22 protein-coding genes are annotated in these 24,315 nt (G+C 68.8%); 13 read left to right on the forward strand and 9 right to left on the reverse strand.

The window, feature by feature from the left end; all coding sequences use genetic code 11:
- The first annotated feature begins 19 nt into the window (after positions 1 to 19).
- On the forward strand, positions 20 to 559 hold the full coding sequence (locus AC0662_RS32625) for a DUF5946 family protein (RefSeq protein WP_478305464.1): 540 nt from the start codon (positions 20 to 22) through the stop codon (positions 557 to 559).
- Positions 560 to 840: 281 nt separating this feature from the next.
- Positions 841 to 1,488, forward strand: a complete 648-nt coding sequence (locus tag AC0662_RS32630; RefSeq protein WP_478305465.1) for a transglycosylase family protein — start codon at positions 841 to 843, stop codon at positions 1,486 to 1,488.
- Positions 1,489 to 1,645: 157 nt separating this feature from the next.
- Here AC0662_RS32630 and AC0662_RS32635 read toward each other — a convergent pair whose 3' ends face one another.
- From AC0662_RS32635 to AC0662_RS32645, 3 genes are read right to left on the reverse strand one after another with little or no spacing between them, the layout of a single operon-like run.
- The gene (locus AC0662_RS32635) at positions 1,646 to 2,296 is read right to left on the reverse strand and encodes a class I SAM-dependent methyltransferase (RefSeq protein ID WP_478305467.1); all 651 of its coding nucleotides are present in this window, start codon (positions 2,294 to 2,296) and stop codon (positions 1,646 to 1,648) included.
- Positions 2,297 to 2,301: 5 nt separating this feature from the next.
- A complete protein-coding gene (locus tag AC0662_RS32640; RefSeq protein ID WP_452193144.1) occupies positions 2,302 to 2,943 on the reverse strand; it encodes a Pr6Pr family membrane protein in 642 nt (213 codons plus the stop codon).
- Positions 2,944 to 2,983: 40 nt separating this feature from the next.
- On the reverse strand, positions 2,984 to 3,541 hold the full coding sequence (locus AC0662_RS32645) for a 2TM domain-containing protein (protein ID WP_478305469.1): 558 nt from the start codon (positions 3,539 to 3,541) through the stop codon (positions 2,984 to 2,986).
- Positions 3,542 to 3,616: 75 nt separating this feature from the next.
- Between AC0662_RS32645 and AC0662_RS32650 the strand changes: the two genes are divergently transcribed.
- The 3 genes from AC0662_RS32650 to AC0662_RS32660 all read left to right on the forward strand — a co-directional run bounded on the left by AC0662_RS32650 (position 3,617) and on the right by AC0662_RS32660 (position 6,932).
- Positions 3,617 to 4,225, forward strand: a complete 609-nt coding sequence (locus AC0662_RS32650) for a TetR/AcrR family transcriptional regulator (protein WP_452193141.1) — start codon at positions 3,617 to 3,619, stop codon at positions 4,223 to 4,225.
- A gap of 71 nt (positions 4,226 to 4,296) precedes the next feature.
- Positions 4,297 to 4,809, forward strand: coding sequence for an AAA family ATPase (locus AC0662_RS32655; protein WP_452193140.1), 513 nt, complete (start codon positions 4,297 to 4,299; stop codon positions 4,807 to 4,809).
- Between the two features lie 35 nt (positions 4,810 to 4,844).
- Positions 4,845 to 6,932 carry a molybdopterin-dependent oxidoreductase gene (locus tag AC0662_RS32660; RefSeq protein ID WP_452193138.1) on the forward strand — a complete coding sequence of 696 codons (2,088 nt, stop codon included), beginning with the start codon at positions 4,845 to 4,847 and terminating at the stop codon, positions 6,930 to 6,932.
- Positions 6,933 to 6,973: 41 nt separating this feature from the next.
- On the opposite strand, the gene AC0662_RS32665 is transcribed toward AC0662_RS32660, so the two are convergent.
- Positions 6,974 to 7,990, reverse strand: a complete 1,017-nt coding sequence (locus AC0662_RS32665) for a LacI family DNA-binding transcriptional regulator (protein ID WP_452193136.1) — start codon at positions 7,988 to 7,990, stop codon at positions 6,974 to 6,976.
- A gap of 333 nt (positions 7,991 to 8,323) precedes the next feature.
- Between AC0662_RS32665 and AC0662_RS32670 the strand changes: the two genes are divergently transcribed.
- From AC0662_RS32670 to AC0662_RS32690, 5 genes are all read left to right on the forward strand, one after another.
- Entirely contained in the window at positions 8,324 to 9,073 is a 750-nt protein-coding gene (locus AC0662_RS32670) for a sugar phosphate isomerase/epimerase family protein (RefSeq protein WP_452193134.1), read from the forward strand.
- On the forward strand, positions 9,070 to 10,167 hold the full coding sequence (locus AC0662_RS32675) for a Gfo/Idh/MocA family protein (protein ID WP_452193132.1): 1,098 nt from the start codon (positions 9,070 to 9,072) through the stop codon (positions 10,165 to 10,167). Before AC0662_RS32670 ends, AC0662_RS32675 begins: the two co-directional genes overlap by 4 nt.
- 10 nt (positions 10,168 to 10,177) lie before the next feature.
- On the forward strand, positions 10,178 to 10,786 hold the full coding sequence (locus AC0662_RS32680; RefSeq protein WP_478305473.1) for an SGNH/GDSL hydrolase family protein: 609 nt from the start codon (positions 10,178 to 10,180) through the stop codon (positions 10,784 to 10,786).
- 72 nt (positions 10,787 to 10,858) lie between these two features.
- Entirely contained in the window at positions 10,859 to 13,297 is a 2,439-nt protein-coding gene (locus tag AC0662_RS32685; RefSeq protein ID WP_478305475.1) for a glycoside hydrolase family 2 protein, read from the forward strand.
- 255 nt (positions 13,298 to 13,552) lie between these two features.
- On the forward strand, positions 13,553 to 14,224 hold the full coding sequence (locus AC0662_RS32690) for a polysaccharide deacetylase family protein (protein ID WP_452193793.1): 672 nt from the start codon (positions 13,553 to 13,555) through the stop codon (positions 14,222 to 14,224).
- Here the strand turns inward: AC0662_RS32690 and AC0662_RS32695 are convergent.
- Positions 14,211 to 15,671: an NAD-dependent succinate-semialdehyde dehydrogenase gene (locus tag AC0662_RS32695; protein WP_478305477.1), complete on the reverse strand. Its 1,461-nt coding sequence runs from the start codon at positions 15,669 to 15,671 to the stop codon at positions 14,211 to 14,213. The genes AC0662_RS32690 and AC0662_RS32695 overlap by 14 nt on opposite strands.
- A 494-nt stretch (positions 15,672 to 16,165) precedes the next feature.
- On the opposite strand from AC0662_RS32695, the gene AC0662_RS32700 reads away from it, so the two are divergent.
- The gene (locus tag AC0662_RS32700) at positions 16,166 to 17,398 is read left to right on the forward strand and encodes an ROK family transcriptional regulator (RefSeq protein ID WP_478305479.1); all 1,233 of its coding nucleotides are present in this window, start codon (positions 16,166 to 16,168) and stop codon (positions 17,396 to 17,398) included.
- A 6-nt stretch (positions 17,399 to 17,404) separates the two neighbouring features.
- Here the strand turns inward: AC0662_RS32700 and AC0662_RS32705 are convergent, their stop codons facing one another.
- The 3 genes from AC0662_RS32705 to AC0662_RS32715 form a co-directional block, all read right to left on the reverse strand.
- The gene (locus tag AC0662_RS32705) at positions 17,405 to 17,581 is read right to left on the reverse strand and encodes a hypothetical protein (protein WP_452193122.1); all 177 of its coding nucleotides are present in this window, start codon (positions 17,579 to 17,581) and stop codon (positions 17,405 to 17,407) included.
- Between the two features lie 206 nt (positions 17,582 to 17,787).
- Entirely contained in the window at positions 17,788 to 18,540 is a 753-nt protein-coding gene (locus tag AC0662_RS32710; protein WP_478305481.1) for an alpha/beta fold hydrolase, read from the reverse strand.
- Positions 18,537 to 19,211, reverse strand: a complete 675-nt coding sequence (locus tag AC0662_RS32715) for a DUF998 domain-containing protein (RefSeq protein WP_452193118.1) — start codon at positions 19,209 to 19,211, stop codon at positions 18,537 to 18,539. Before AC0662_RS32715 ends, AC0662_RS32710 begins: the two co-directional genes overlap by 4 nt.
- A gap of 108 nt (positions 19,212 to 19,319) precedes the next feature.
- Here AC0662_RS32715 and lysX point away from each other — a divergent pair, with 108 nt between their 5' ends.
- Both lysX and AC0662_RS32725 read left to right on the forward strand, forming a co-directional pair.
- Complete coding sequence (lysX, locus tag AC0662_RS32720; RefSeq protein ID WP_478305483.1) at positions 19,320 to 22,676, forward strand: bifunctional lysylphosphatidylglycerol synthetase/lysine--tRNA ligase LysX; 3,357 nt, start codon at positions 19,320 to 19,322, stop codon at positions 22,674 to 22,676.
- A 57-nt stretch (positions 22,677 to 22,733) separates the two neighbouring features.
- Positions 22,734 to 23,651, forward strand: coding sequence for a hypothetical protein (locus AC0662_RS32725; protein ID WP_478305485.1), 918 nt, complete (start codon positions 22,734 to 22,736; stop codon positions 23,649 to 23,651).
- Here AC0662_RS32725 and AC0662_RS32730 read toward each other — a convergent pair.
- Positions 23,648 to 24,259, reverse strand: coding sequence for a hypothetical protein (locus tag AC0662_RS32730; RefSeq protein ID WP_478305487.1), 612 nt, complete (start codon positions 24,257 to 24,259; stop codon positions 23,648 to 23,650). The genes AC0662_RS32725 and AC0662_RS32730 overlap by 4 nt on opposite strands.
- Positions 24,260 to 24,315: the final 56 nt, after the last annotated feature.

Consider the following 24,315-nt stretch of genomic DNA (forward strand, 5'->3'; position numbering starts at 1 on the left):
CCCGTGCTTCGATCAACGAGTGAACTCACCGGATGACACGCCTGACACGACAACTTGCCCCGGTTGCGCCGCGGTTCTGCAGAGTTCGCGGTGGCCGGGCACGTCGAAGTACAACGCCTCGCCGGAATGTGCGGAGGTGGCCGGTGAGCTACTCGGGTTCGAAGTGCGGAACGCGGCCCGGCTCGGCCACCTGCATCAGCTCCGCATCGATGCGTACGGCGCGCAGCACGTCAACCCCGACGGCCCACGGATCGGCCCGGTGTTCGCGCTGAACGGGCTCTACATGTTCCTCGAACGCGGCTCCGGCAACCTCGACGTCCGGACCGCACACGGCATCATGGCCAACTCCTACGACGACTGGCCGCTACTCGTCCCGCCCGCCCGGGCCGGCGAGCTCACGGCGTACGACGTGCTCGTTGCCGGAGGCGTCGACGAGGTTGAGTCGACCCTGCTCAGGTGGGCCCGCCAGGTCTGGGAGGCGTGGCCCGAGGACGACCGCGCGACGATTCGGGAACTGACCGTGCAACTGGTTCCGGAACGCTTTTTCCGGACCCGTTAAACCGATCGGTTCCACCCTCCGGACGATCGGCGTGTCGAGGCCGGAAACCGTTCTGTTGTTGGGGTTTCGGAAGGTTAGCGGCCGGAAAAAGTTCGGGGCAGATCACGATCTGGGGTTGCGTTTCCGGCGAACCTCACAGAGGATGACTCAGGTCGCGTCGTTACCGGGGCGTGACCATTCGGACGCCGCCCTGTGACCTGTCCGATTGCCCCCTCCCTCCCCTGCACGGGGGGCCTGGTGATAGTTCCACCATGCCCAAGCTCACAAGGAGCGCTTTTCTGATGTCCAAGGCTCGACATGCGCGCGCCCGGCGAAGCACTCGCCGGGTGGCCCGAACCCTCTCGATCGCCGGTCTGGGAGCCGGCATCACCGCCGCTGGAGCCGGAGCCGCGTTCGCGTCGTCCGACTACACGGTCAAGTCCGGCGACACCCTGTCGCAGATCGCGGCGGCCAACGGTGCCGACTGGCACGAGCTGGCCCGGATCAACAACCTGAAGGACCCGAACCTCATCCTGATCGGCCAGAGCCTGACGCTGGACGGCGTGAAGAAGTCCGCCGCCGCCCCGAAGGTCGCCGAGCAGGACCAGGCGCAGCCGCGGAAGTCCGAGGTCAAGAAGAAGTCCTCGAAGGTCCACCGCGACAACCGGTCCAGCCGGGACACCAGCCGCCCGAAGGCGAGCAGCGGCAAGGCCAACCTGAGCGGCGCCTGGGCCAAGGTCGCGAACTGCGAGTCCAGCGGCAACCCGCGCGCGGTCAACGGCGGCGGCTACTACGGACTGTTCCAGTTCGACCTGCAGACCTGGCGCAGCGTCGGTGGCTCCGGCAACCCGACCAACGCGTCGGCCGGCGAGCAGCTGATGCGCGCGAAGAAGCTCTACTCGCAGCGCGGCGCCTCCCCGTGGCCGGTCTGCGGCAAGTACCTGCGCTGATTTCGGGGCCGCTGACCCCGACACTGCCGGGCGGGTGGTGGTGACCGTCCTCCCATCACTGCCCGGCACTCCGGACCGCTTCCCGCTCATCGTGGCGGGTTGGTGCGCAACTCATCCGTGAGCGCGCTGAGCGGGAAGCACCACGCGGTCAGCGCGGTCAGCGGCGGCTGAGGACCAGCATCTCGTTGGCGCCGACCTGGAACTCGTAGGGCACCTTGCGGATGTCGTAGCTGACGCCCTCGAGCGAGTCCAGCAGCTCGTGCATCCATGGGATCGACGCACCCGCCCCTTGCTGCACCAGCGGGAAGATCCGCACCTCGGCGTTGCTGACCCGGATCAGCTCCCGCAACGCGGCCTCGTGCCATCCGCGGTCGTACTTGTCGGCCCACGTGAACAGCAGGTGCGAGCAGAGCACCAGCTCGAAACGACGGTCGCCGAACGGCAGCTCGGGCAGCCCCGCGGCGACGTACCGCTCGGGTGCTTCCATCACGTCCTGCAGGAACCGGTCGGCCGCCTCGATCCGGTACTGGTCCTTGCGTTCCGGCGAGCCGTACCAGTGCCAGACGAAGCTCGCCTCGTGCTCGCCGATGATCTCGGACGTCGCCGGCAGGCTGCGCCGGACGGTGTCCACGAGCTCGGGCGTCTCCAGCTCGTACGCCGGGTCCGCGGCGATCGCGTCGACGCCACGGGCCGCGGCCTCGGCCGTGAAGCCGGCACCCCCGGCGCAGCAGTCGAGCACCGAGTCCGGGAGTTCCTTCAGGTCGAACATCGCTTCGTACTCCTCGTACGAGCGCGAGGTCACCAGCACTGGTCTTACCTTTCGACGGTTGTCTTCCGGCGCAGGCGGCGGTCCAGAGTTGTCGCACCGGCCGCCAGAGCCAGGAACAGTACCGCCACCACCAGACAGTTCAGCAGCACCCGTCCGTACCCGTGCTCGTCGACGTCCACGAACGGGTACGGATAGAACCCGACGAACTCGCCGCGGATCAGCGTGAACACCAGCCACAGCAGCGGATACACGATCGACCACCGGACGATCGACCAGTCGGTGAGCCCGCGCGGCCCGAACAACAACCAGCCGACGACGCCCGCGACCGGAGCCGCGGTGTGCAGCAGGAAGTTCGCCACTTCCGCCCATCCCTGCAGCTCCCCCAGCCCCGCGAGGACGGCGTGGTAGACGATCCCGGTGACCGCGATGCAGAGCACGCCGTTCAGCCGGAGCGTCTTGAAGAGCTTGCTCGCCGGCCGGTCGGGCTGTGCCGCGAGGACGAGCGCGGTCCCGCCGAGCAGCAGGTTCGACTGGATCGTGAAGTACGCGAACACGTTCAGGACCCGCTCCGGATTGTCCGGGAAGAACCCTTCGTGCCCGCCGCCCGTCACCAGCAACTGGATGACGATCCCGGCCACCACGATCAGCCCGGTGACCGCCGCCCAGACCCGCCCAACCGTCGTCATGCTGGAAATGTACGACGAGTGACCGCGCGAACCGCGGACGTTACACCGACTCCTTCTCGCGCGGCGCCTGGCCCGAAGGCTCGGCCCGGTCGAACGAGTAGCTGAACGACACGACCGCGTCGATCACCAGCACGATCGTCCAGGTCCACGCGGGCGCCAGTACGGCGTCGTACCCACGGCCGGACAGCAGGCCGAGAGCGATCATGATGCCGACGCCGACGACGTACGCGAACAGGTGGCGGAACCATCCGGCGCGCTCGCGGCGGGCACGCTCCGGGCCCTTCTTCAGCGGCTTCGGCGGCCGCGGCGCACCGGCCATGAAGTGCGCGGCCCAAGCGTCGGCCCACTTCAGCGTCTGGTGCCCGAACCCGACGCTGACCCCGATGAAGATCGCGGCCAGTGAGTGCTTGAACGCGGGCTCCGCTCCGCGGTGGATGTCCAGGACGCTCGCGACCAGCATCACGACGTCGACCAGTGGCACCGCGGCCAGCAGCACCAGGCCGACCTTCGGCAGCCGGAGCAGGTAGCGCGTCACGAGGCCGGCGGCGAGCAGGACCCAGAAGCCGATCTCACACCCGGCGATCACAGCGAGCAGCACGGTGTTCCCTCCCGAGTTTTTCAACACGACTGTGTTGTGAAACGAGACTAACACATCTGTGCTAAAAAGGACCACATGCCGAAGATCGTCGACCACGCCGCCCGCCGCGAGGAGATCGCCGAAGCGCTGTGGCGGGTGGTCCGCCGGGACGGGATCCGGGCCGCCTCCGTCCGCACGATCGCCGCCGAGGCCGGCTGGTCGGCGGGCGCGGTCCGCTACTACTTCCCGGACCAGGACGGTCTGCTCAGCTTCGCGATGGACCTGGTCTCGCGCCGAGTCAGCGATCGGGTCAGCGCGATCGAGCCCAAGGGCAGCGCGACCACGATCGCACTGCGCTACCTCGAGGAAGCGCTCCCGCTGGACGCCGAGCGGCGCGCGGAGTTCGACGTCTGGCTGGCGTTCATGGCGCAGGCACGGGCCGAGACCGGCGCCGGAACGCTGCAGGAACACGTCGACACCGTGCACAACGGACTGCGGCACCTGTGCGAGTCGCTGCTGCACTCGCTCGCCGAGGCCGGCGCACTACGCGACGGCCTCGACCTGCGGCGCGAGACCGAAAGCCTGCATGCCCTGATCGACGGTCTCGCACTGCACGCCGCGATCCAGCCGGACCGCAGTACGGCGCCGCGGATCCGGCAACTGCTGCGCCATCATCTGGACACGCTGACCGCCGGAAACCCCTGAGAAATCGGGGTTTTCGGACAAGAATCGCCGACGCCGGACTAAAACCGCGCACCGCGTGGCACGATCACCGCATGGAGTCCGAGGGGGTGATCGTCGTCAGTGGAATCATGGCGGCGGGGAAGTCGTCGGTGTCCCAGATGCTCGCCGAGAGGTTCCAGTACGGCGTGCATCTTCGGGGGGACGTTTTCCGGCGAATGATCGTCAGCGGCCAGGCCTCGATGGCCGACGACGTACTCGAGGCACAACGCCAACTGCAGCTGCGCTATCGGCTCGCTTGCAAGGCCGCGGACGAGTACGCGAGCGCGGGATTCACCGTCGTACTGCAGGACGTGGTGATCGGTGAACTGCTGCGCGAGTTCCTGGACGGCATCGAGTCCCGGCCGCGCTACCTCGTCGTCCTGACCCCGCGGCCCGACGTGATCTCCAGCCGGATCGGCGGCGCCCGGCATCTGGTCGACGAGCTCGACTACGAACTGCACGCGTTCAGCCCACGGCGCGGGCTGTGGCTGGACAACTCCGACCTCAGCGTCGGAGAGACCGTCGACGCGATCCTCGGCCGCCTCGACGAGGCACGCTTCGACTGATGACGCGGTTGGCTACCCGAGGGTAGTTTGACCAGATGACAGTGCGGCGCACGTCCTGCAATCTGTGTGAGGCGATCTGCGGAGTGCTCGTGACCGTCGAGGACGGCCGGGTCACCGACATCCGCGGTGACGAGTCGGACCCGCTCTCGCGCGGTCACATCTGCCCGAAGGCGGTCGCCCTCCGCGACCTCCAGGAGGACCCCGACCGGTTGACCACACCGGTACGCCGTACCTCGGACGGCTGGCAGTCGATCGGGTGGGACGAAGCGTACGAACTCGTCGTCGGCAAGCTCACCGAGATCCAGCGCGAGCACGGGCGGAACTCCGTCGGGGTCTACCTCGGGAACCCGAACGTGCACAGTCTCGGCGCGCTCACGCATATGCCGACGATGGTGAAGCAGCTGCGGACCCGGAACCGGTTCAGCGCGACGTCGATCGACCAGTTGCCGCACATGCTGGCGTCGTACCTGTTGTACGGGCACCAGCTGATGGTGGCGGTGCCGGACATCGACCGGACGTCGTACCTGCTGATGCTCGGGGCGAACCCGCTGGCGTCGAACGGGAGCATGATGACGGCACCCGGTTTCGGACGGCGGCTCAAGGAGTTGCGGAAACGCGGCGGAAAACTGGTCGTGATCGATCCGCGACGGACCGAAACCGCAGCAGTTTCCGACACCCATCACTTCATCCGGCCCGGAACGGACGCGGCGTTTCTGCTCGCCCTGATTCATCAGGTGATCGAGGACGGGGCGGCCCGGCCGGCGGCGTACGTCGACGGGCTCGCGGAAGTGGAGGCGGCGGTCGAGGGATGGACGCCGGAACGTGCCGCGGAAATCACCGGAATTTCCGCCGCCGAGATCCGGCAGGTGGCTCGGGATTTCGCCGCGGCCGACCGGGCGGCCTGTTACGGGCGCGTCGGGGTGTCGACCCAGCAGTTCGGGGCGATCTGCCAGTGGGCGATCCAGGTCCTGAACATCATCACCGGAAACCTGGACCGGCCGGGCGGAACGATGTTTCCGCGGCCGGCCGTGAACGCCTTGCTCGGGCTCGGCCGCGGGCATCTCGGGGTCTGGACGAGCCGGGTCCGCGGACTGCCGGAGTTCGGCGGCGAGCTGCCGGTCTCGACGATGGCCGAGGAGATCCTGACTCCGGGCGAGGGACAGATCCGGGCGATGGTCACGGTCGCCGGAAACCCGGTGCTGTCGACGCCGAACGGACGGAAACTCGACGCCGCCCTCGGAACACTCGAGTTCATGGTCGCGATCGATCCGTACATCAACGAGACGACCCGGCACGCCGACGTCATCCTGCCGCCGGCGCCGCCCCTCGAGCGCGATCACTACGACGTGATCTTCCACCAGCTGGCAGTGCGGAACACGGCGCGCTGGAACGACGCCGTACTGCCGAAACCCGATTCCGCGCGACACGACTGGGAGATCTTCCGCGACCTCGGCCTGGCCCTGGTACGCCGTACTCCGTGGAGCCGGCGCCGCGTCGAGGTGATGGCGCGGCTGCGGATGTCGCCGCGGCGGATCGTGGATCTGGGCTTGCGGATCGGCCCCTACCGGTTGTCGCTCGGGAAGGTACGACGATCGCCAGGTGGAGTGGATCTCGGGCCGCTGCAGCCCGCGTTGCCTGCTGCCTTGCACCACAAGTCGAAGCGGATCGATCTGGCGCAGCGGATGATCCTGAACGATCTGCCGCGTCTGGATTCGCTGGCGGCGCTGTCCGCCGACGAACTGCTGCTGATCGGCCGGCGGCATCTGCGCAACAACAACTCGTGGATGCACAACTCCGCCCGGCTGGTGAAGGGCAAGCCGCGCCATCACCTGCTGATGCATCCAGCCGACCTCGCCGACCGCGAACTCACCGACGGCCAGCTCGTCACCGTCACCTCGGCGGCCGGCTCCATCGCCGTAGAAGTTGCTTCCAGCAACGACATCATGCCCGGCGTGGTCAGCCTGCCGCACGGCTTCGGCCACAACCGCCCCGGCTCGCGGCTCACCGTCGCCAACCAGGTCCCGGGTCCGAGCGCCAACGACATCACCGACACCGCACTCACCGACCCGGTCTCCGGCACCGCGGTCGTCAACGGAGTCCCCGTCACAGTCACCGCGACGTGAGCCAGCCGCGCCCGAGCAGGCACTCGGGCGCGGGCGGCCAACTATTGGAAAGCGGGGCGGGCCGAGCTCTCGCGGACGATCAGGAGCGGCGTGGAGTAGAGACGGGGCTGAGGCTCGGCACCCGAAAGCAGGTCGAGCAGGTGGTGGGTCACCTCGGCGCCGTACCCGACGACGTTGTGGCTGAGCGCCGTCAGGGTCGGGTGGGTGATCCGGCAGAGCGTCGAGTCGTCCCAGGCGACGAGCGTGATGTCATCAGGAACGTGGAGATCCAGGGCCTGGATGACGGCCAGGCCGGCCACCGCCATCAGGTCGTTGTCGTAGAGGATCGCGGTCGGCCGAGGCTCGGCAGCCAGGACCTCATGGGTCGCGGCAGCGCCCTGGGCGGCCGAGTAGTCGGTATGGCAGGTGATGGTGGACAGCGCCAGGCGGGCGGCGGCGAGGTCGAAGGCCTGGTCGCGGATGAAGACGTCGCCGAAGTCGGGCGGCCCGGCGATCCGTGCGATCGACCGGTGTCCCAGCGACGCGACATGGTCCAGAGCGGTGTTCATCGCGGACGTGCCGTCGGTCCAGACGCACGGCATACCGTCGGCCAGCGCCGGGTCGCCGACGAGAACGGCCGGCAGCCCGAGCTTCCGCAGTACCGGGATGCGGGGATCGGCGACCCGGAGGTCGACGACGATCACACCGTCGACCCGCCGCTCGGCCGCCCACTTCCGGTACGTCGCCAGCTCCTCGTCGAGGTCCGCGACGACCTGTAGTGCGAGCGCGTACGACTTCTCCGCAAGCACGGACTCCACCCCGCCGACGAAGCCCATGAAGTACGGCTCCTCGATCAGCGTCTGTGCGGTCCGGGCCAGCACGAGCCCGAACGTCTCGCTGCGGGCCGCGGACAGTTGGCGGGCGGCCCGGTTCGGCATCCATTCCAGTTCGGCGGCGACTCGCAGTACGCGAGCGCGGGTGGCTTCCGACACCCCGGGCCGATTGTTGAGCGCGTAGGACACGGCTCCTTGGGAGACCCCACAGCGCCGGGCGATCTCCTTGATGGTCACTCGAGACACGACGAAACCCCTCCTCACGAGTGCCCGAACCGTTGACGGACGGTCCGGTCACTTTCAGTGTGCCCCCGCCTTCAACTCTGTGTCATCAACACCCGACCCAAAGTGACCGTTTGAATGCAGCGACAGGGCCGGATTCCGGCGATCGGTCACGGGAGGGGCGGCATTGTCACAAAGCCCGGGCGGTCTCTCAGGTGACCGCCCAGTCGTTGGGCGGAGGGTGGTGCCGCCGGGGCCCGGTGGGATACGGTTTCCTTCGTTACTTAACCGGTTCGGCTTATCAGACGGCGCAAACCCCAGGGCAGCGGGTGAACGCGCCGCCGACAAGGAGAAACCATGGTCGCAAAGGACCACCTGTCCCTCCAGCTGTACACGGTCCGGGGCAAGCTCGAAGAGGACTTCGACGGCACCCTGGCCCGCATCGCGGAGATCGGCTACACCAAGGTCGAACCCTTCGGTGTGACCGCTTTCGCGGACCGTCTGGCCGAGGCGCTGCCCAAGCACGGTCTCTCGGCCCCGACCACGCACGCCGGCCTGCTCAAGGACGACAAGGCCGAGATCCTCGCCGCGGCGAAGCGGCTCGGGATCAGCACCGTGATCGACCCGCACACCGACGCGGCCCGCTGGCAGTCGGCCGACGAGATCAAGGTGATCGCGGACGGCCTGAACCAGGCCGCCAAGGAGGCCGCCGAGCACGGCATCACGGTCGGCTACCACAACCATCAGTTCGAGCTCGAGTCGAAGATCGGCGGCGCGCACGGGCTGGAGATCCTCGTCGACAACCTGTCCGACGAGGTGATCGTCGAGGTCGACACGTACTGGGCGGCGGTCGGCGGTGCCGACGTACCGGCGCTGCTGAAGAAGTTCGGTGAGCGGGTCACCGCGATCCACGTCAAGGACGGCGACGGGACGCTGAACAACAAGGCCCAGGTCGCGGTCGGCGACGGCACCATCGCGATCGCGGAGATCCTGGCCGCGGCGCCGCAGGCGCTCCGGGTCGTCGAGCTGGACGACTTCACCGGCGAGATCTTCGACGCGGTCGAGGGCAGCTACGCGTTCCTCACCGGAGAGGGCGCTCCTGCATGAGCACTGTTGGCGTAGGTGTGATCGGCGCCGGAGTGATCTCCGACGCCTACATCAAGAGCATGCAGAGCTTCCCCGACCTGAACGTCGTCGCGATCGGCGACCTCCGGCCGGAAGCCGCCAAGGAGAAGGCCGAGCAGTACGGCATCGCGGCGCACGGCGGGCCCGAGGCCGTCCTGAACAACCCCGACGTGGAGATCGTGGTCAACCTGACCATTCCGATCGCGCACGTCGAGGTGGCCCTCGCGGCGGTTGCTGCCGGCAAGCATGTCTGGAGCGAGAAGCCGTTCTCGCTGGACCAGGAGAGCGGCCTCAAGCTGCTGGCCACGGCGCAGGACGCGGGGGTGCGGCTCGGCTGCGCGCCCGACACCATCCTGGGTCCGGGCCTGCAGGAGTCCCGCCGGATCATCGAGCGCGGTGACATCGGTACGCCGCTGACCGCGCTCACCCTGATGCAGTCCCCCGGCCCGGAGTCCTGGCACCCGAACCCGGCGTTCTTGTTCCAGGAGGGCGCGGGCCCACTGTGGGACATCGGCCCGTACTACCTGACCACTCTGGTGCAGCTGTTCGGTCCGGTCGCCGCGGTCGCCGGGATCGGGTCGAAGTCCAAGGAGAAGCGCACGATCGGCTCCGGTCCGCTGGCGGGGACCGACTTCGACGTGACCGTGCCGACGCACGTCAGCACAATCGCGAAGTTCGAGTCGGGACAGTCGTCGCAGAGCATCTTCAGCTTCGACTCGCCGCTCGGGCGGGCCGGGTTCGTCGAGATCACCGGGTCCGACGCGACCCTCGCCGTACCGGACCCGAACGGGTTCGACGGTGCGATCAAGATCCGTCGCCGGGGCGCCGAGGACTGGGAGACGATCGCCGAGACGAAGGCGGTCGCGCAGCGCGGTACCGGTGTGCTGGAGATGGCGCGGGCGATCCGGGCCGACCGGCCGCACCGGGCGACCGGGGCGCTGGCGTTCCACATCGTCGACGTGATGGCCTCCATCACCGACTCGATCGACACCGGCGCGTTCGTCGACGTGAAGAGCACGGTGGAGGTCGCGGCGATCCTGCCGGACGACTGGGACGTCACCGCGGCGACCCTGTGAAGCGGGCACTGTGACGAAGATCGTTCTCGATCCCCGGCGGACCGTTGTGTTCGCCGGGGATTCGGTCACCGACTGCGGACGCCGTGCCGACCCGAACGGGCTCGGGGACGGCTACGTCCGCAACCTGTACGACGATCTCGGCGAACGCCGGCCGACGATCGTCAACGCCGGCATCAGTGGCAACCGGGCGGCCGACCTGGCCGCGCGGTGGTCGACCGATGTGCTGGCCCACGACCCGGCGCTGGTGTCGATCCTGATCGGGATCAACGACGTCTGGCGGCGGTACGACGAGAACGACCCGACGACCCCGGAGTCCTTCGAGGCGTCGTACCGGGTCCTGCTCGACTCACTGTCCTGCCCGGTGGTGCTGATGGAGCCGTTCCTGCTGCCGGTGAAGGACGGACAGGACACCTGGCGCGAGGATCTCGACCCGAAGCTCGAGGTGGTCCGGAAACTCGCCGTCGAGTACGGCGCGATCCTGGTGCCGACCGATGTCGAGCTGACCAAGCAGGCCGCCTCCGTCGGGCCGGCGGCGCTCGCCGGCGACGGCGTGCACCCGTCCGCGACCGGACACCGTGCCCTCGCCGATCTGTGGCGACGGTACGTCCTGAACGACTGACGGCATCGCTCCCCCTGCACCGTGGGGAGTTCTGCCGTTCCACTAAACCGGTTCATCTCCCTGGAGCCAGACGTGACATCACTCAAGACCCTCGACCTGACCACCGCCGGCGGTGCCGCCTGGACCGTGCACGCGGTCGAGGGCCCGGTGCCCGACGGCCTGCTCGGCCGGACGATCGCCGCGACCGTTCCGGGCGAGGTGCACACCGACCTGCTCGCGGCGGGCGAGATCCCGGATCCCTTCGACGGCGACAACGAGTCGAAGCTGCACTGGATCGGTCGCACCCGCTGGAGTTTCCGGAACACGTTTTCTTGGGTTGCTGACGGCAACGACCGGCAGGAACTGGTCGCCGAGGGTCTGGACACGGTCGCGACGGTGACCTTGAACGGCCGGGAGCTCGGCCGGACGGCGAACCAGCACCGCTCGTACCGCTTCGACGTCACCGGCATCCTGGTCGACGGGGACAACGAACTGGTGATCGAGTTCGAGGGTCCGGTCGCGGCGGCCGAGGCGGAGCGGGCGAAGGTCGGCAGCTGGCCGCACACCAACCTGCACCCGTACAACGAGCTCCGCAAGATGGCCTCGAACTTCGGCTGGGACTGGGGTCCGGACGTCGCGACCGCGGGCATCTGGCGACCGATCCGGATCGAGTCCTGGTCCGGCGTCCGGATCTCCTCGGTTCGCCCGCTGGCCGGCGCCGACGGCGTACTGAACACCCATGTCTCGCTGGCCTGGACCGACACCGCCAACGAGTACGCGACCGTCACGGTGGAGGTAGGCGGCACGACGCAGACCGCGTCCGTGAAGCCCGGCTGGGACACCGTTGTCCTCACCAACACTGTCACCGGTGCGGACCTCTGGTGGCCGCGCGGCCACGGCGAGCAGCCCTTGTACGACGTGGTGGTGAAGCTGACCGACGAGGAGTGGACCGGGCGCGTCGGCTTCCGGACCATCACCGCGAACGTTGCCCCGGACACCGATGGTTCGCCGTTCGTGCTGTCGGTGAACGGCAAGCCGATCTACGTCCGCGGCGCGAACTGGATCCCCGACGACGCGTTCGTGACCCGACTGAACGCCGACACCTACCGGACCAGCATCCAGGACGCCATCGACGCCGGGATGAACCTGCTGCGCGTGTGGGGCGGCGGGATCTACGAGAGCGAAGACTTCTACGACATCTGCGACGAGCTCGGAATCCTGGTCTGGCAGGACTTCCTGTTCGCCTGCGCGGCGTACTCCGAGGAGGAGCACCTCTGGAACGAGGTCGAGGCCGAGGCGCGCGAGGCCGTCACGCGGTTGAGCAAGCACGCCAGCCTCGCGGTCTGGAACGGCAACAACGAGAACATCTGGGGGTACGTCGAGTGGAGCTGGCGGGTCCCGCTGGCCGGACGGCCGTGGGGTGCCGGGTACTACCTCGAGCTGTTGCCGAAGATCGTCGCCGAGCTCGACCCGCGGACGCCGTACTCCGCCGGTAGCCCGTACTCCTACGACCAGTTCATCCACCCGAACGACGAGCGGCACGGGACGATGCACATCTGGGACGTCTGGAACCAGGTGGACTACACGACGTACCGCAAGTACAAGCCGCGGTTCGTGTCGGAGTTCGGGTTCCAGGGGCCGCCGGCCTGGTCGACGTTGACGTCGGTCGTGCACGACGAGCCGCTCGACCCGTACGGCCGGCAGATGCTCGTGCACCAGAAGGCGTTCGAGGGCAACCTCAAGCTGGAGCGTGGACTCGGTGAGCACCTGCCGCTCTGGAAGACCATCGACGACTGGCACTGGACGACGCAGCTGAACCAGGCCCGCGCTGTTGCCTACGGCATCGAGCACTTCCGCAGCCTGTTCCCGCTGAACACCGGCGCCGTCGTGTGGCAGCTGAACGACAACTGGCCGGTGGTTTCCTGGGCCGCCGTGGACGGGCACGGGATCCGCAAGCCTCTGTGGTTCGCCCTCAAGCAGGTGTACGCCGACCGGCTGCTGACCGTCCAGCCTCGGGAAGACGACCTTGTCGTTGTCGCTCACAACGACACGGACGAGGCGTGGTCGACCGAGATCACCGTGACACGGCGCTCGACCGGCAAGGGTGGTGAGGTGCTCGCCCGCGAGACGTTCGCGGTGGAGATCGCGGCTCGCTCGGCCGTCGTCAACGGGCTTCCCGAGTCGGTCGCGGTGCCCACGAAGGAGTCGTCCGAGTACCTCGAGGTACGGGCGGCCGACGGCACGACGGCGGACTGGTACTTCGTCGAGGACACCGCGCTGCAGCTCGCGGACGACGCCTACTCGGCCACCGTTGCACCGACCGACAGCGGGTACGACGTGACCGTGACGGCGACCGCGCTGGCCAAGGACCTCGCGCTGTTCCCGGACCGGCTGGACGCGGCGGCGCGGGTGGACTCGGGTCTGGTGACCCTGTCCGCCGGCGAGAGCCACACGTTCCACGTCACCGGCGCGGCAGCACCCGAGCAGGTCGACGTACCGGTCCTGCGCTCGGCGAACGACCTGGTCAACTGAACTCCCAACGACGCGGCGGGACCCACGATTTCAGGGTCCCGCCCAGACCGTAGAGTGGGCGGCGTGACCTGGGGGAAGTGTGTTGCGGTTGGCGCCCTGGCGCTGACGCTTGTGGCGTGTAGTGACAGCACACCGACGGCTGGAGTGGTCACCGAGACTCCGCAGACACGTGCGCCCGCGGCTCCGGTGCGTACGGTCCGGCCCACGCTGGCTCCGGTGCAGGCCAAACCCGGTGCCTCTAGCAACGCGACGGTGATGCCCGTGCTGGACCATGGGCCGCGGGACAAGAAGCAGGTCGCGTTGACGTTCGACGCCGACCTGACCGCCTTGATGCGGCGGCGCCTGGTGGCCGGGACGGTGAAGTCGTACTACAACAAGGCGCTGATCGACGAGCTGCGCACGCTGCACGTGCCGGCGACGATGTTCCTGACCGGGATGTGGATGGAGCAGTACCCGCAGATCACCAAGGAGCTGGCGAACGACCCGCTGTTCGAGCTGGGGACGCACACCTACGACCACCGCGGTTTCACCAAGCACTGCTACACGCTGGGCACGGTGCCGAAGCAGGACATGCTGGCCGACGTACGGCGGGCCATCGTCGACCTGGACAAGCTGGCTCCGCATGCGACCAGGTGGTTCCGTTTCCCGGGCGGGTGCTACGACGCGACCGCACTGCACGAGCTGGCGCCTGCTGGTGTCACTGCGGTCGGTCTGGACGTTCCTGGTGCGGACGGGTTCGCCAAGTCAGCGCAGCCGGTCATCAAGCAGGTACTCGACCACGTGCAGAACGGGTCGATCGTCGTACTCCACATGCACGGCGGCGACAACGCGCCGTACACCGCTCAGGCAGTCGGCCCGATCGTCCGTGAACTACGCGCCCGCGGCTACCAGCTGGTCACGGTGACCCAGCTGGTCAGTCGACATTGACAGCGACGTACTTGATCTCCAGGTACTCGTCGATTCCCACGCTGCCGCCCTCGCGGCCGAGGCCGGACTGTTTCACGCCGCCGAACGGCGCGGCCGGGTTGGACACGATGCCCTGGTTGAGCCCGATCATCCCGGCCTCGAGCCGCTCGGACACCCGCAGCGCCCGGCTCACGTCCTGGGTGAACAGGTAGGACACCAGCCCGAACTGGGTGTCGTTCGCCATCCGCACCGCCTCGTCCTCGGTCTCGAACGCGGTCAGTGGCGCCACCGGCCCGAAGATCTCCTCCTTCTGCAACCGCGCGGTCGCCGGTACGTCGGCCAGCACCGTCGGCTGGTAGAAGTACCCGTTGCCCTCGGCAATCGCACCACCGGTCAGCGGCCGAGCGCCGCGCGCGATCGCGTCCGCGACCAGGTCCGCCACCTTGTCCCGCTGCTTGCCGTCGATCAGCGGCCCGACGTCGACGCCGTCCTCGGTACCGCGGCCGACCTTGAGCGCCGCCATCCGGGCGGTCAGCCGGGACGCGAACTCGTCCATCACCGAGGAGTGCACGTAGATCCGGTTGGCCGACGTACAGGCCTCGCCGCCGTTGCGCATCTTGGCCAGCATCGCGCCGTCGACCGCCTTGTCCAGGTCGGCGTCCTCGAAGACCAGCAGCGGGGCGTTGCCGCCGAGCTCCATGCTGGTCCGCAGCACCTGCTCCGCGGCCTGCTCGATCAGCCGCCGGCCGACCGGAGTGGACCCGGTGAAGGAGAGCTTGCGGGCCCGCCCGTCGCGGATCAGCGGCTCCATCACGCCGCCGGCGTCCTGCGTGGTGACCACGTTCAGCACACCGGCGGGGAGACCGGCCTCGGTCATAAGCTCGGCCAACTTGAGCATCGACAACGGCGTCTGGGCGGCCGGCTTGATCACCATCGTGCAGCCGGCCGCGACCGCCGGACCGATCTTCCGCGCACCCATCGCCGCCGGGAAATTCCACGGCGTGATCAGCAGGCACGGCCCGACCGGCTGCCGCATCACCAGGAACCGGCCGGACCCGTTCGGCGCGATCTGGTACCCGCCGTCGATCCGCACCGTTTCCTCGGCGAACCAGCGGAAGAACTCGGCCGCGTAGGCGATCTCGCCCTTGGACTCGGCGACCGGCTTGCCCATCTCCAGCGTCATCAGCAGCGCGAGGTCGTCGGCCCGCTCGGTCATCAGCTCATAGGTACGGCGGAGGATCTCGCCACGTTCCCGCGGCGCGGTCGCTGCCCAGTCGGCCTGCGCCGCGACGGCCGCGTCCAGCGCCGCCATGCCGTCCGCCGGACTCGCATCGGCCACGTCGCAGAGCGTCGTACCGGTGGCTGGGTCCTCGACGGCGAGGGTCCTGCCGCCCTCGGCGGCGACCCACTTGCCGCCGATGAACAGCTCGGTCGGACAAGCCTCGACGACGTCCCGCTCGCGTCCCATAACGCTGCCTCTCACTAGTCGGCAAGCCCAGAGTAGGCGGTGGTGGCCGCGGGCAGGCCACTTGCAGCCATTGCAGCTTTTACAGCCATCGCCGCAATCCCCGGCGCGGGACCTGACCGAGATACTGGAGGTCTGCATCTGCCGCCGGTAGAGACCCTGCAGGGACCGCTGTCTCCAGCATCCATGTCACGTGAGGCACAGGCGCCAGCGGTTGGGTCCGGCACGGACCGGCGGCAGATGCGGCGCTGGGCGCGAAGCCCGTCCGACTGCCCTACGAGATTGCCCTACGAGATTGCCCTGTGCGATTGCCCTGCGAGACTGAGGTGTGGGGACCGGCCCGATTCCGGGCAGGGGTGCGTGTGCTGGAACATCCGGTGCCTGATGGGTGATAGTTGTCGACTCACGCACCGGTATCCGCCAATCGGTGTGACCATGGACGGTATTTATGAACGCTCGCTATCTATACTGGGTGAGTGGCAGGCAAGGGGTCGGACATGAGCAAGGGAACGGTCGGCGGCGGCGGTACGACGATGCTGCGGCGGATCAATGTCGCCTCGGTCCTGGATGCGGTCCGTCGGTCCGCGCCCGCACCGTTGCGCGTCGCCGAGCTGGTCGAGCGGACCGGTCTGGCCAGGCCGACGGTCGCGCAGGCCGTTGACGAGCTGCTCGACGCTGGCTGGCTGCAGCAGCACGGGCCGGACTCCGCGGACCGGTCACTCGGCCGCCCCGCCATCCGCGTCTCGCTGCGCGGCCGTGCGGCGCCGGTTCTCGGGCTGGACGTCGGCCCGCACCGGGTCACCGTCGGCGTCTCCGACCTGGCCGGCCGCAAGCTGTCCCTGGTACGTCGTTCCGGCCCCGGCTGGACGGCACAGGAGCTGCTCGGGGTCATCGGTGAGGTGATCAACGAGGCACTCGCGGAGGCAGCGGTACCAGCCGAAGACGTCGCGGCCGTGGTCGCCGCGAGCCCGGGCATCGTCGACGAGCACACCGGTCGGGTCCAGCTCGTCCCGAGTGTGCCCGGCTGGTCGGCGATCGACCTGATCAAGCATGTCCGCGGCCTGCTCGACTGCCCGGTGATGCTGGACAACGACGCCAACCTGGCCGCGCTGGCGATCGCCGCCGCCCGGGGTGGCACTGGCACGCTGCTGGCCGTCCAGTGGGGCGAGCGCCTCGGTGCCGGCATCGTCATCGACGGCCGGCTGCACCGCGGCACCGGTGCGGCTGGTGAGATCGGGTTCATCGCCACTGGCCCCGACGACGTGATCAACCCCGAGGACAGCCGCGGCCCGCTGGAGCGTGCGGTTGGCTCGGAGGCGATCGCGGCGCTGGGACGTCAGGCTGCGCTCGACAACCCCGAGTCGCGGCTGGCCGAGCTGGGTGGCGATCAGCTGGACACTGCGGATGTCTTCGCAGCTGCCGCGGAGCGTGACCCGGTCGCGCAGGCCGTCGTACAGCAGGTCGCTGGGTCGTTCGCGCGGGCTCTGGCGCCGTCGATCCTGGTACTGGACCCCACGGCCGTCGTCATCGGCGGTGGCGTCGCGCGCGCGGGCGCCGTACTGCTGGACGCCATTTCGGACCAGCTCCGGCTGCTGACGCTCAACCACCCGAAGCTGGAGCTCTCCGCGCTGGCCGAGGACGCGGTCGTCACCGGTGCGATGCGGATGGCTCTCGACGAGGTCTGGCAGCGCAAGCTCCCGACGCCGGCGATGACCAGCACCACGTCCTGACCAGCACTACTTGGCCAGGGCCGGACCCTTCACCACTTTCACACCGGCCGCACCGCACCAGCACGTGTAGGTGAGTTCGTACAGCACCTGACCCGCCAGGTCGATCCGGCGATCCAGGCCGGTGACCATGCTCATCGGCAGCAGCGTGCGCCGGTCACACACCGAGCAGGTGACGACGATCATCGCCGGTGCCAGCGGTACGCGCGGTCGACGTACAGGCGCCAGATCAGTCGCCAGTGGGTCCGGGCGTCATCAAGGAACCATCTCCACCACAGGCTGCGGCTTATCACTATGCGATCACTCATTGTGCACTTCCACTACGGAAAGATACTGCCACGACTGTTTCAGTAGAGTGAGCGTACGGCACCCCGGTCCGTCCACGGAAGGGGTTATCCGCGGCGGACCGCGGTGGCGATGGCGTCCGGGCGGTCCAGGTGCACGAGGTGCGCGGAGTCCCGCAGTACCTCGACCGTTCCGCCGAGTGCGTCCGCGAGGCGTTGCTGACCGGCGAGCCAGCGGTCGGCGGTGAAGCGCGAGCTACCGCCCGTGGCGACCAGCAGCGTGGCCGGAGCGACGTGAGCGACCGGACCGGTGATCAGCTTCGCCAACTCGGCCGCCAGCTCCCAGCTACTCGCCAGCTCGTCCCAGAACAGCAACCAGGACGTCTTCGCGCCGTACCGGGCCTGTGCCGTCGCTTTCGACAGCAGGTCGTGATTGGACCGGCTCCCGAGCCGCACGCTCAGCCGCCTGATCGCCGGACCGATCAGCTGCGGTACGCCGACGCGCCCGAGGAACCGCACGACCGCGCGGATCGCCCGGTCACCCCGCGTTCCCGGGTACAACTCCCGCCAGCCCGTCTCCGACGTCAGACTGCTGTCGACCAGGACCAGACGGCTCACTTCGAGCGGCCGAGTCAGCGCCCAGCGCAGTACGGCCAGCCCACCGATCGAATGACCGACCAGTCCGATCTCCGCGTCAGCAGGTACGTCGGCAGCCGCGCGCAGCACGTCGACGTCCGAGGTGACCGGCGTACTCCACGGATCGATGACACGGATGTCGTGATCCGGCAACAGCTCGACGACCCGGGCGAACTCCTCAGGAGTCTCGGCCAGGCCGGGCACCACGATCCATGTCACGGTCATCGAGAGAAAGCCTGCCTCAGCCCCGGTAGCACTGTCGCCAACATTAAGCAGACGAGCAAAACCGACACCCGCTGCAGAATGCCCGGCGCATCCAGCTCGTCACCCAGGAGAACATCACGCCCGGTCTGCAGCCCCAGCCACGTCTGCGTCACCGCGACCGCCCCCGCGAGTACGGCGACCACCTTGCTCCACGTACCGCCCCAGCCGCAGCGCCGAATCACCAGCACCGCGAAGACCCCCATGGCGATGCTGCCGACGCCTGCGAGCGTCGAGGTCACTTCGTGCAGCACGAGCGCCACACCGGTCTGGCCGTTCGCCTCCGCGGCCCGACACGCCGCGCTGGTCGATGGCGCGCAGTCCATCGGTGAGAACGAGTCGAACAGCGTGCCGAGCCCGAACACCGCCGTACTGATCAGGAGACCGCTCAGCTGCCACTGTGCTCGTCCAGCCGGCCACGCCAGCACGACAGAGACCAGCAGGAGCACACCGGTCGTGAGGTCCATCCCCCGCGCGTACAGGCTGGTCGACTGGTCTCTCGCGCCCAGTTCGCTGAGGAACGAGTCGTGAACGCCAAGCGGGAAACCGGCCGCCGCCTCCAGCAACAGACTGCAGTAGAGCACGCCGGCGGCAAGCATGAGGTTGCGGAGCAGGCGGTACGGGACGGCGGCCATGCAGGCAGCGTGGCATGACAACCGACCCGTTGACTGTGGCGTCAGCTGTAGTGTCAGGGTAGTGCTAGGTCGACCGACCTCTCAGCGAACTAATGGGATGATCGGCTGGTGCGGTCGGAACAAACAGCAGTGATCCCCGTCTGGCAGCAACGCGCCGCGGTGTGGGTAGGCCGCGTCGTCGTACTCGCCTCGGTGTGGTCGTTCCTTGCCATTCCACTGCATGTTCCGGCGCCGCTGTTCGTCAAGCACGTCGACATGGTGTTCGACTTCATCGGGATCCCGGCCGGGCACACGATCTTCTCCGCGGTGTACCTCGCGGTGGTCGGCAGCGCCCTGCTGCGGGGCAAGCGGGCCGCCCTGCTCTGGGTGTTGTGGGTCTTCGAAGGGCTCTGGCTGTTCGGCCTGACCGGGTACATCGCGTTCAGCTCCGTGCGGCTGAGCAGCCCGAAGAGCACCGAGTGGCTGGCCGACCTGGACCGCACCACCGTGGCGGACCTCGAGTGGGCGATCGTCCAGTGGGTCGTGGTCGCCGGCCTGATCGTGCTGCTGTGGAAGATCCGTGGCGCCTTCCCGGCGCGGCTCGCACCCGGTACCCGCCGGCTCGCCATCGGCGCGCTGGTGGCCGGCATGCTGATCTCGATCGCGGTCAGCATCACGCTGACGCAGATCTTCCCGAAGACGCTGACCGGTCAGCGGCAGAAGATCGGCTGGGCCGTGATCGCCGCGCTCGGCCAGTCCCGGAGCAAGATGGGCGGCCACGACGGCCACGGCTGGATCGGCCTCAGCGTCGGCGCGATCTCGGCCGCATCGCTGGTGGTCGCGTTCTGGATCTTCCTCCGCTCCGTCCAGCGGGTCCGGTACCTGACCCAGCCCGAGGAGCTCGAAGTACGCCGGTTGCTGCTGCTGCACGGCGAACGCGACTCCCTCGGGTACTTCGCCACTCGCCGCGACAAGGCGGTGGTGTTCGCCCCGGACAACAATGCCGCGATCGCGTACCGGGTGGTGAACGGCGTCAGCCTGGCCAGTGGTGATCCGCTCGGCGACCCGGTGGCCTGGCCCGGGGCGATCCAGCAATGGCTCGCGGAGGCCCGGCTCTACGGCTGGTCGCCGGCCGTGATCTCGGCCAGCGAGGAGGCCGCCGAGGCGTACGTCGAGGCGGGTCTGCGCGCGTTGTCGATGGGCGACGAGGCGATCATCGACGTCGCCGACTTCACCCTCGAGGGCCGCACGATGCGACCGGTGCGCCAGGCGGTGACCCGGGTCCAGCGGGCCGGCTACCACGCCGAGGTCGTGCGGCACGGAGACCTGTCCCCCGAGGCGCTGGCGCAGTACGTGCAACTCGCGGAGAAGTGGCGTGGCGCGCGGACCGAGCGCGGGTTCTCGATGGCGCTCGGCCGGCTCGGCGATCCGGCCGACGCCCGGTGCGTGATGGTGATCGCGCGGGACGCCGACGGCGCCGTCCGCGGCCTGCTGTCGTTCGTGCCGTGGGGTGTGCGCGGCGTCTCGCTGGACCTGATGCGGCGCGATCCCGAGTCCGTGAACGGCCTGATGGAGTTCATGGTGACGTCGCTGATCGACGCCGGCGGCGATCTCGGCATCCACCGGATCTCGCTGAACTTCGCGATGTTCCGGGAGATCTTCAGCGACGCCGAGCGGGTCGGCGCCGGGCCGGTGCTGCGGATGACGAACGCGTTGCTGACCGCGGCCTCGCGCTTCTGGCAGCTGGAGAGTCTGTACCAGTCGAACGAGAAGTATCTGCCGCGCTGGTCACCCCGACTGATGTGTTACTCGCGTGGAGCATCGCTGGCCCACGTGGCGCTGGCAGCCGGTACGGCGGAGGGCTTCCTGCCGGCACCGCGCCCGTGGACCCGCGTCGACGTCGCGGTGACTGCCGAGCGGCACGCGATCATCTCGGCGGACGGGCGCGCGTTCGCGACCGCCGTCCGCGAGCAGGAGGAAGAGCTGCTGCGGCCCGCGTTGCCGACCCGGAAACTGACCGAGCAGGAGCAGATCCGACGTACCAAACTCGCAGAGCTCGTTGCCGCGGGCATCGACCCGTACCCGGTGAGCGTGCCGCTCACGGAGACGCTGGAGCGGGTGCGGGAGCTCTACCCGAACCTCCCGCCGGACCACCACACCGGCCACACCGTGTCCGTGACCGGCCGGGTGATGCGGATGCGCAACCACGGACGTCTCGCGTTCGCGCAGTTGCAGGACGGCCTCACCCAGCTGCAGGTGATGCTGTCGGCGGACAGCTGCGGCGACGTACCGCTGGAGCAGTGGCGGCGGCTGGTCGACATCGGCGACCACGTGAGTGTGACCGGTGAGGTCGTGACGAGCCGTCGCGGCGAGCTGTCGATCGCGACCACGTCGTGGACGATGGCGGCGAAGTGCCTGCACCCGTTGCCGGACAAGCGGAAGGGCTTCACCGACCCCGAGGCCCGGGTCCGGCAGCGGCACATCGACCTCGTGACGAACCCGGACTCGCTGCGGATGATGCAGCAGCGCAGCGCCGCCGTCCGGGCACTGCGCAACGGGTTCGACACCCGCGGGTTCATCGAGGTGGAGACGCCGATGCTGCAGGCGGTGCACGGTGGCGCGAACGCGCGGCCGTTCCTCACGCACATCAACGCCTACGACACCGACCTGTTCCTGCGGATCGCGCCGGAGCTGTTCCTGAAGCGGCTCAGCGTCGGCGGCATGGGCAAGATCTACGAACTGAACCGGAACTTCCGCAACGAGGGCGCCGACGCGACCCACAACCCGGAGTTCACCTCGGTCGAGGCCTACCAGCCGTACGCCGACTACCACGTGATGCGCGAACTCACCCGCGAACTGCTGATCGAGGCCGCCACCGCAGTACACGGCAAGCCGGTGGTACGCCGCGACGGCGAGGAGATCGACATCTCGGGCGAGTGGCCGGTGATCACGGTCCACGACGCGGTCGGCCGGGCCGCCGGTACGGCGATCGACCCGGACACGCCCGTCGAACGGCTCCGCGAACTCTGCGCGGAGCACGGCGTCCACACGACCTTCGAGATGTCCCCCGGTGAGCTGGTGCTGGAGCTGTACGACGAGCTCGTCGAGCCGAACACCACGCTGCCGACGTTCTACACCGACTTCCCGCTCGAGACGTCGCCGCTGACCCGCACGCACCGCTCCGAACCACGGCTCGCCGAACGCTGGGACCTGGTCGCCTTCGGTGCCGAGATCGGGACGGCGTACTCCGAGCTGGTCGACCCGGTCGAGCAGCGCCGGCGGCTCACCGAGCAGTCGCTGAAGGCCGCGGCCGGCGACCCCGAGGCGATGTCGCTCGACGAGGACTTCCTGTCCGCCCTCGAGTACGCGATGCCGCCGACCGGCGGTCTGGGGGTCGGCGTGGACCGGGTGATGATGATGCTCACCGGACAGAACATCCGCAGCACGCTGGCGTTCCCGTTCGTGAGGCCTGCCCCGCGGGACTGACCCGCCGCGATGACATACCCTTGGCAGCTCACGGGTTGGGGAACCCAGGGGGTGGGGATGAAGTGCTGGGTTGTGCTGTGCGCGGGGATAGGGCTGCTGGCGGGGTGCGGTACGAAGCCGGACCAGCCGTCGATCCCGTCTGCCTCGGCGTCCAGTAGTGCGGTGCCGGCGCCGGCACAGTCGGTCTCGGCGGCGGCGCCCTTGGGCCTGGGCGCGTACCAGGCCGAGCTGACGCGGATCGATCAGGTGTTGTCGGACCCGGCGCGGAAACTGACCCGTGTACGGACGGCCGAGGGGCTGGCCGAGGCGATGAGCACGCTGGCCGAGTCGCTCAACACGATCGACGTCCGGTTGGCCGCGCTCTCGGTGACGTCGCGCCTGAGCGCCGTACACGAGCTGCTGAAGGAGCGGGTCGGGGTGGCGGCGCTGCGGCTGACGAGCACCGAGGCGAGGTCCGAGGAGGACGCGCGGTGTGGTGGCGTCGCGTTCACCTCGCAGAAGGTACAGCGTCAGCTGCGGACCGATCTCGACGCGGCGCTCGGCCAACTGGAACGCCTCAAGCTGACCTTCGGTGCGACGTTGCCCGACCCAGGTCCCGCGCCCGCGCCGGTCCGCCCGGACAGCGGTGACGTACTGCTCCGCCGGGGTTCCAACGGGATGGGCCAGCTCAAGATCACCAACGGTACGGCGAAGGACGTCGCGGTCTCGATCGTCGGCGACGGTCAACCGCCGGGACAACCCCAGGTGATGGTCTACGTCCGGGCGAAGCAGAGCACGACCGTGAACCGGATCGGCGGCGCGTACCACCTCTACTACAAGAGCGGCGCGGACTGGGACCTGGACCACCAGAAGTTCCAGTCGGACTGCTCGTTCACCAAGTTCGACCAGACGTTCGGCCGCAACCAGGGCTGGAAGGTCAACCTGCAGCCGATGACCGGCGGCAACGCCGACACGACCGAGGTCGAGGCCTACTAGAGCCCGAGCTTGTCGAGCAGCGAGCCCAGGAGCCCACCCAGGCCGTGAGGCTTGTCAGGGTCGTCCGGCGGTGTCGTCGGGGTGCTCGGCGTGGTGGTGGTCGGCGGCGGCTCGGTGGGCGTGGCCGTCGTGGTCGGCCGTCCGCTGGGGGTGACGGTCGGGGTTGCCGGCGGCGGCACGACAGGCCGGTCGGTGGGCGGGCGATCGGTCACCACCGGGATCGTCGGCCCGGTGGTCTCGACGATCTGCGGCGTCGGCGTACCCGTCGGGTACGGCGTCCCGGTCGGGTACGGCGTCATCGGGCGATCGACCGGCTCTCCGGGCTTCGTTGCGGTCGGCAACGTCGTGGGCAGCGTGGTCACACCCGGCGTCGGGGCGGGAGTGGTGGCCGGTGCTGTCGTGGTCCTGCGGATGCCGATCGGGAGGTTCTGGGTCGGCTGACCGGGCTGTGGACCGGCGATCGGCACCGTCGGCTTCGGGCCACCACCGGGCAGGCCGACGAAGACCAGCACCAGGTAGCCGAGCAGCAGAACGCCGGCGCCGGTGGCGGCCTGGCGGAGCCGCCGCGCGTGCTGCCAGGGCGGGCGGCGGGAAGCCGTGGCAGACATCGGTCTCACAAGTCCGGAAGGGTATCGGCTCGTGGACCGATTGAAACAGCCCCTGG

It is taken from the genome of Kribbella sp. NPDC043289 (genome assembly GCF_056436705.1).